Origin of the sequence: Rhodococcus sp. 14-2470-1a, from assembly GCF_002259425.1 — a bacterium.
GTDB classification, from domain to species: Bacteria; Actinomycetota; Actinomycetes; order Mycobacteriales; family Mycobacteriaceae; genus Rhodococcoides; species Rhodococcoides fascians_E.
The window spans coordinates 427,896-434,758 of the sequence record NZ_NPFZ01000024.1 but is presented as its reverse complement, the minus strand read 5'-3'; the positions used below and the strand labels follow the sequence as shown (position 1 = coordinate 434,758).

At 63.1% G+C, this 6,863-nt stretch carries 9 protein-coding genes and 1 riboswitch; of the genes, 5 read left to right on the top strand and 4 right to left on the bottom strand.

Annotation, left to right across the window (positions count from 1 at the left end):
- Positions 1–34: 34 nt before the first annotated feature.
- The 4 genes from CH292_RS13425 to CH292_RS13410 form a co-directional block, all read right to left on the bottom strand.
- Positions 35–655, bottom strand: coding sequence for a hypothetical protein (locus tag CH292_RS13425; protein WP_143545757.1), 621 nt, complete (start codon positions 653–655; stop codon positions 35–37).
- Between the two features lie 17 nt (positions 656–672).
- Positions 673–858 (bottom strand): DUF732 domain-containing protein, encoded by a 186-nt coding sequence (locus CH292_RS29645; protein WP_373454680.1) that lies wholly within the window; start codon positions 856–858, stop codon positions 673–675.
- Entirely contained in the window at positions 774–1,505 is a 732-nt protein-coding gene (locus CH292_RS29355) for a hypothetical protein (RefSeq protein WP_256978114.1), read from the bottom strand. The genes CH292_RS29645 and CH292_RS29355 overlap by 85 nt, the downstream gene beginning before the upstream one ends.
- A 131-nt stretch (positions 1,506–1,636) precedes the next feature.
- Positions 1,637–2,176, bottom strand: a complete 540-nt coding sequence (locus CH292_RS13410) for a hypothetical protein (protein ID WP_143545756.1) — start codon at positions 2,174–2,176, stop codon at positions 1,637–1,639.
- Positions 2,177–2,341: 165 nt separating this feature from the next.
- Positions 2,342–2,528: riboswitch (cobalamin riboswitch) on the top strand.
- A 63-nt stretch (positions 2,529–2,591) separates the two neighbouring features.
- Here CH292_RS13410 and CH292_RS13405 point away from each other — a divergent pair.
- The 5 genes from CH292_RS13405 to CH292_RS13380 all read left to right on the top strand — a co-directional run bounded on the left by CH292_RS13405 (position 2,592) and on the right by CH292_RS13380 (position 6,856).
- A complete protein-coding gene (locus CH292_RS13405; protein ID WP_094654966.1) occupies positions 2,592–3,599 on the top strand; it encodes an ABC transporter substrate-binding protein in 1,008 nt (335 codons plus the stop codon).
- Positions 3,600–3,926: 327 nt separating this feature from the next.
- Positions 3,927–4,139 carry a hypothetical protein gene (locus CH292_RS13395; protein ID WP_020110622.1) on the top strand — a complete coding sequence of 71 codons (213 nt, stop codon included), beginning with the start codon at positions 3,927–3,929 and terminating at the stop codon, positions 4,137–4,139.
- A 34-nt stretch (positions 4,140–4,173) separates the two neighbouring features.
- Positions 4,174–4,713 carry a GNAT family N-acetyltransferase gene (locus CH292_RS13390; protein WP_094654964.1) on the top strand — a complete coding sequence of 180 codons (540 nt, stop codon included), beginning with the start codon at positions 4,174–4,176 and terminating at the stop codon, positions 4,711–4,713.
- A 516-nt stretch (positions 4,714–5,229) separates the two neighbouring features.
- Entirely contained in the window at positions 5,230–5,982 is a 753-nt protein-coding gene (locus CH292_RS13385) for an SDR family oxidoreductase (protein ID WP_094654963.1), read from the top strand.
- A 16-nt stretch (positions 5,983–5,998) separates the two neighbouring features.
- Positions 5,999–6,856 (top strand): helix-turn-helix transcriptional regulator, encoded by an 858-nt coding sequence (locus tag CH292_RS13380; protein WP_094654962.1) that lies wholly within the window; start codon positions 5,999–6,001, stop codon positions 6,854–6,856.
- Positions 6,857–6,863 lie beyond the last annotated feature (7 nt).

Genomic DNA, 6,863 nt, shown 5'->3' with positions numbered 1-6,863 from the left:
CCTGATCGACACGACGAACACGGGGTGGGGACTTTTATCTGGCCACCAGTGGGGACCTCAACCTGGCCACCAGTGGGTACTTTGTCATGGCCACGGACACCCGCTTGCGGCGCCTATCGAATGATTTCATCTTCCTTGCTGAAAACACCTTGCCGTCGCCCATGCTGCGCATCCACCTGCGTCCAGTGGTGTCGTAGAAGCCAACGGAGAAGTCGTAACTGCTCAACCCAAGCTCAAGCATGAGGCCACCCTCAACATCCTCACCACCTTTGACCAGCTTGGTTCGCTCCTGCCCAAACAAAGCATCACCTTGAAACGACGTAATGCTGTGCACGGCGACGGCGCGTCGGTAAGACCCTGTCCGTTCTTCCTCGTCGAGCCGTAGGTAGAACCACCACATCAACCAAGCGGGCTTTGGCAGCGCGGCAATCTGCGGCATGATGATTGGTACGTCTGCGTGGTTGTGGAGGTGCGCCTTGAGGTACATGAAGTCGCCATCAAGCCAGCAGGCGATCTTCGACGGAAGTGCCCTTTCTTCTCTACGTTGATCGCGGCGAAGGATGTAGAGCGCCAACAGGATCGAGACGAAGCTTAGAAGGCCGCTCACCCAACCTGAGAGCGGTCCGAGCTGGATCTGGCTCATGTCGATGCACACGACGGGAGTATGACACCTCAGTTCAGCATGTACTCGTATTGAGGGCAGTACGCGTTGACCGCTGCCCAGATGACATAGCTGCCTTGGTCGCGAGTCAACCCTGACCGAACCGCAACCTTCAACACCTCGACCAGGTCATAACCGCGATCAACGCCTTCCCACACCTGCCGCCCAACACCAATAGCGTCCTCTGATGTCTCCATATTCTGTTGCGAGGCAACCGCATCCACGCTGTGCTGACCGCCGACCAGTCGCCGACTCCTGCCCACGGCCCGGACTTGCTGTGTGCGTAGCCCTGCGCTGAGGCGTCCACGGCCGTGTCTGTGAGTGGCGGATGGGCAGTGAGCAGCCCCGCGAGTGACAGGTGTACAGCGTCGCAGTGCGTTGCTATGGCCGCCCAGTCCGGATACAGGGTGTCGGAATGTCCGCGTGGGTGATGTTGGAGCAGATCGGCCCAGTCCGAGGCGCTGTCGATCCTGACGACATGCACGGCGTCGGGGTCGAAGTTCAACTCGTAAGTGTCGGTTGGAGCGTCGCTTTCGCGACTCTCGGTCCAGGTATCGAGGTCGTCGGCCAGCGGTGTAGCGGTCCACAGTGCACCTGCTGGCAGCGTCTCGGACGCGCTTTTCCGGTTGGTGACGTGCGGTTGTCTCAGTACCTCGACGTGGCCTGAGTGGCGCTGAGGGCTGGTAAAGGTGTCTCGGTCGACCGTCGCGAGTTCGGCAGCAATCGCGTCAGCCATGGCGACCATGTCCGGTCGGCAAGGGTCGATCGCCATGACCTCGGCCAGACCTGAGCTGTAGAGGTAACTTCTGATATCGAGCTGCGCGGCGAAGACGAACTCGACCATGGACTGGGAGCGGAGATACCCGGCGATTCCGACTTCAGAACGCAGGCGCGCGTAGTCCTGGGCGAAGCCCGCAACGAATGATCGACCGGGCGCGGTCGTAAGGAAGTCCGCCCCGTCCGGTCTTCGACCGGTCACACCGTGTCGCGTCGTCGTACGAAGTGGCCTGAGGCGCGGACCGAGAACAACAGCCCGATCACAACGGCTCCCACGGCGTTGCTGGTGCGGTAGTCCATCCTGTTGCTGCAGACGCGTACGAACTCGCTCTGCGGGATCGGTCGCTCCCGCATCACCAATTCTCCTGTCACGCCGTCAGTCTCACGCAGGTCGTCGCCGGCAATCGGGCTCACGACCGAACCACATTCGACCCTGTCGTCTCCCACACTCTCGGTGGCTACCGCAAAAGGAGTAAGCACCGCCCAAACCGCGGCGATCAGTGCGGCGACGCCGCTCAGACCGCAGGAGAGCCCCCACAGAGTTCCCCACTTCTGCGGCCGACGTACCCGCCACCAGCAGTAGGCGGCACCGCCGCCGAGCACAGCGAGCACGAGCCACCACTCCCAGTCCGTTCTGAAGACGAACCGGTGGATCGACGCGAGAAGGATGACCCAGAATGCCGCGGTGAACCAGCGAGGTCGCACCCTGGCAATCCGCTCGTGCATCTGCGAGGACATGGGGTACATCATGACCGATGGTCACAATGAACGGCGTTCTCCCTGTCGCTCAACGAAAAGCACGTTCGGCTGCGCTTCGCGCGCAATCGCGTCACAAGACCCGGATCGGCAGTCCAGGGTTCGGTGGGGTGAGGTCGAATCCACCACGCCCACTCTCGGCCGAAATGGTAAATTTCCTCCGCCAGCAGACCCCTGGAAACAGGTGGTCAGGGAATCCGGTGGAAATCCGGAACTGACGCGCAGCGGTGAGAAGGACCGGCGGGGCGACACGCCACTGAGCACGAACGCTCGGGAAGGCGCCTCGTTGGGATGAATTCGAGTCCGAAGACCGGCCGGCAACGCTTCGCCGAAGGCGGAGTGTTCACACCGAGACGGACTCCGCGACCCGAGTCCCCGACGAAGCGAGCGTTCCTGCATGCGCATGGTCAAACCCAGTTTCACCACCACCGTTCTCGCCGTCCTGATCGCCGGTTCGGCAGTTGCCTGTTCCTCTGACAGCGGCGACGCACCCGCGGAGAACGTCGCCGCCGCGTCTGTGACCAACTGCGATCGAACGGTCACCATCGACGAACCCATCGAGCGAGCGGTCGCCGTCAATCAACCCGCCGCCGAGTTACTGCTCGCGCTCGGCCTGCAGGACCGGATGGTCGGCTACGCAATCAGCGACGACGGAGTGCTTCCCGAGCTCGAAGACGCGCTTTCGCAAGTCGAACCCCTCGATGCCGAGTTCCCGTCGTTCGAAACCGTCCTCGATCGAGACCCGGACTTCGTCTACGCCACCTTCGACTACACCTTCACCTCCGAGGGCATCGCGAGCCGCGACCGGTTCGACGAGATGGGGGTCGCAACCTACCAATCTCCCAGCGAATGCAGCGGGCAGGACGCAGAACAGACGCGACCGCTGACGCTCGACGACCTCTACGCGGAAATCGGTGAGGTCTCGGCTCTGTTCGGGGTCGAGGAACGCGGCGAAGAACTGGTCACGAGTCTGCGTGATCGGGCTGCCGAGGCGACCACGGATCTCGGTGCCGAGGACGTCAGCCTCGCCTGGTGGTACGCCGCCACCCGCACTCCATACCTCGCGGGCTGCTGCGGTGCACCTGGACTCATGACATCGGCGGTGGGCGCCACCAACGCCTTCGCCGACAGCAATCAGTACTGGCCCGAGATCAACTGGGAGGCCGTCTACGACCGCGACCCCGACGCCCTCGTCCTTGCCGACCTCGACCGTGGCGGCGACGGAGACAGCGCGGCCGCCAAGATCGCGTTCCTCGAATCCGATCCCGTGGCAAGCCAGCTCACCGCCGTGAAGAACAAGCGCTACATCATTCTCGACGGCACCACCATGGATCCGTCCATCCGCAACGTCGGCGGCACCGAGCAACTTGCGGAGGGGCTCCGCCGGTTCGGGTTGGCCGGATGAACTCACAGGAGATCCTGGCGAGCTGGGACGCGCAGCAAGCTGGCTGCACTCGTCGAAGCATGACTGCACCAGGACCAGAAGATCGGGAGGAAGCGGTTGTTCAGGTCAAGAGGACGTAGCAAGAAACTTGCCACATCTCGGGTACATGTAAAAATTTCGGCCAAATCTTTGCATGTCGTAACCCGACCGGGCTCGACGTGCAGTTGCGTCGCCTCACGCTGACCGGGCCTGGCATTGATTCGCTCTACCACCTGGTGAATGCGCGCGGCCGCCTCACGGAACTTGCGCTCGGCTTCTGCCGGTTGCGAGTCCACTACGATGCGAGACATGTCCGATCACAGTGACGCCGCCACCAAAGTCGAGGCCCTGTCCGCTGAGCTACGGCAGTTGGACGAGCGGCGTATCACGATCGGTGCCGAGTTGGTGGACCTGCAGTTCGGGCTCGACGCCGAAGCGAAGATCGCCGCAACCTCGGTGCTGAACGACGAGTACTTCGGTCGGCTGTTCGCGCTCGCCGACGAGTTGAAGAAGGACCACTAGCACCGACTCACACACAAGACGAGAGGATCCACCCGTGGCGACGATCAGGCCCGGAACCGCAGCCGACGCAGGCGAAATCGGTGAGATCTTCAGCGAAGCATTCGAGGACGATCCGGTGTGGGCGACGCATCTTCCCGATTCATCGTCCCGCCGCCGCGCACTCGCCGAGTTCTACGCAAGCGAAGTCGAGAGCGAACCCGAGCACGTCGATGTCGCAGTCGACGAGGACGGACAGCTGCTCGGCGCACTGATCTGGGAACCTCCCGGCTCCCGCGAAGAAACCGGCAGCTTCAGCCCCACCGAAGCCGGACAGGCACATGATCGAGCGATCGACGATCAGCGACCTGACGAACCACACTGGTACATCCACGATATCGCTACCTCAGCACGAGCCCGAGGCACCGGAGTCGGCACCAAATTGATTCAGCACCGCTTGGACCTGATCGGCTCCGCACCAACTTTTCTCGAATCCACGACTCCCGCGAGCCGAAGACTGTACGAACGGTTCGGATTCGAAGCCCGCGTCGCCGACGACATGATCCCCGGCTCGTCGGCGATGACCCGCCGCACATGACACCGAAGGGCGCCTGATTGCCGCACCGTTTCCCGGCCGGAAACCGGAACATGGACGGTAAATCGCATGTTTACCCTCTGGGTGAGTGCCGTCGCGCCCGATTCACCGCTCGTAACAATCCGCCGGTTCATGTGCGAAACAAAAGCTTTCGGACTTTTATGCTCGCACCGGTCGCGGGTGCGTGCTGGCTCTGATACCAATGGAGCCGGTACCGGGGGATCACCGATCTCGTTACCTACACAGACCCCAACTCTCGAGGAGCTCAACAGTGTTTTCGTCCAGTGAAATCACCCCTTCCCTTCTGCTTCTGCTCGCTCAGCTGTTCTCGGGAAGCTCCGACACCGCGCCTACCGGCGAGATCTGAGCGACCGAACACCTGGCACCGGCGGTCATCGGCAACGGTGACCGCCGGTGTTCTCGTTTCGCCCGAGCCACCGAACGCCTCGAGACCCGGATCGCCGGTCCGGGGATAAGCAGGGTGTGGTTCGGTAGCCCGAACGGGCGCACAGTCGAAGCATGAACTCAGACGGAAACAACACAATCTTCATCCCCGGAGCAACCTCGGGCATCGGCCTGGGTCTGGCCCTTCGACTCCAGGCCGCGGGCAACACCGTCATCGTCGGTGGACGTCGAACAGCGCTGTTGCGCGAGATCGCAGCCGCCCATCCGGGAATCGACACCATCGAAATCGACACGTCGAGCACGGAGTCCATCTCCGCCGCTGCAGCCGCCCTCACCGAGCGGCACCCGGCATTGAACACCCTGGTCACGATGGCAGGAATCATGGAGCCCGAGAACCTCCTCGACCCTGCATCGATCGACGTCGCCGAACGTACTGTCACCGTCAACCTCCTCGGCACCATCCGTCTCGTCCACGCGTTCCTGCCGCACCTGCAGGGCCAGCCGAGTGCCACGATCATGACGGTCAGTTCCGGGCTCGCGTTCGTTCCCCTCCCCGTGACGCCCACCTACAGCGCGACCAAAGCAGCCGTTCACTCGTTCACCGAATCGCTACGCGTGCAGCTCACCGACACCGCTGTGCGTGTGGTCGAGTTGGCACCTCCGGCCGTCCAGACAACGCTCATGGGCCAGGAAGACAGCCCGTCGGCCATGCCGTTCGACGAGTACCTCGACGAGGTCATGTCCCTGCTCGCCGCGCAGCCCGACGCCAAGGAGATACTGGTCGAGCGCGTAAAGTGGCTACGCAACGCCACCGCCGAAGGCCGATACGACGAGGTACTCCACGCCCTCAGCGGCCGCAGCCACTGACACAGATTGCCAGGCCATGCCCCAATTTCAGCAGCAGCAACTCGGAGAGTTCCTCCGCAACCGGCGTGACCGCCTGCGGCCCGCCGAAGTCGGCCTGACCGCCGGTCCGCGTCGTCGAACACCGGGATTGCGCCGCGACGAGGTGGCGATGCTGGCGACCATGTCCACCGACTACTACGAACGCATCGAGCAAGGCCGGGGACCGCAACCATCCCCGGCCATGCTCGGCGCCATCGCACGCGCACTGCGCCTGACCCTCGCCGAACGCGACCACCTCTACGTCCTCGCCGGACACCACGCACCCGAACCTGCCGTCGCCCTGGGGTTCGCCGACCCCGGGCTGATGACCGTCCTCGACGCCCTCGCTCCCCGCGTACCGGCGTTGATCACCGACGACATGCACAACATCGTCGGACAGAACCCACTCAACATCGCCCTGCTCGGCAAACTCGTCGGCGAAAGCGGTTTTCACGCCAACTTCATCTGGCACTGGTTTCTGGACCCGGACTACCGCGCGCTGTACGCGCCCAACGACCGAGACCACCTGAGCCGCAACTACGTCGCCGACCTCCGCGTCGCAGTGACACGGCGGCCCGACGACTTCCGCGCAACCAGCCTGATCGACGAGTTACACCGCAAGAGCGAGGAATTCACGCGGATCTGGGAGCTCGGCGACGTCGACACAGTAGCGAAAACCCGAAAGCGGTTGCAGCACCCACGCGTCGGACTGCTCGACTGCGAATGCGACGTCGTCATCAGCCCGCCGTCCGGGCAACGCCTCGTCCTCTTCCGCGGAGCGCCCGGCACCGATACCCACGAAAAGCTCGAACTGCTCGGAGCAATCGGTATGCAGGAGATCGGCTCCGAACACTAGAGCCGAT

Coding starts and splice junctions, on each gene's coding strand:
- CH292_RS29645 (WP_373454680.1), bottom strand. CDS start 858: ATGGAGACATCAGAGGACGCTATTGGTGTTGGGCGGCAGGTGTGGGAA.
- CH292_RS29355 (WP_256978114.1), bottom strand. CDS start 1,505: ATGGTCGAGTTCGTCTTCGCCGCGCAGCTCGATATCAGAAGTTACCTC.
- CH292_RS13410 (WP_143545756.1), bottom strand. CDS start 2,176: ATGTCCTCGCAGATGCACGAGCGGATTGCCAGGGTGCGACCTCGCTGG.
- CH292_RS13405 (WP_094654966.1), top strand. CDS start 2,592: ATGCGCATGGTCAAACCCAGTTTCACCACCACCGTTCTCGCCGTCCTG.
- CH292_RS13395 (WP_020110622.1), top strand. CDS start 3,927: ATGTCCGATCACAGTGACGCCGCCACCAAAGTCGAGGCCCTGTCCGCT.
- CH292_RS13385 (WP_094654963.1), top strand. CDS start 5,230: ATGAACTCAGACGGAAACAACACAATCTTCATCCCCGGAGCAACCTCG.
- CH292_RS13380 (WP_094654962.1), top strand. CDS start 5,999: ATGCCCCAATTTCAGCAGCAGCAACTCGGAGAGTTCCTCCGCAACCGG.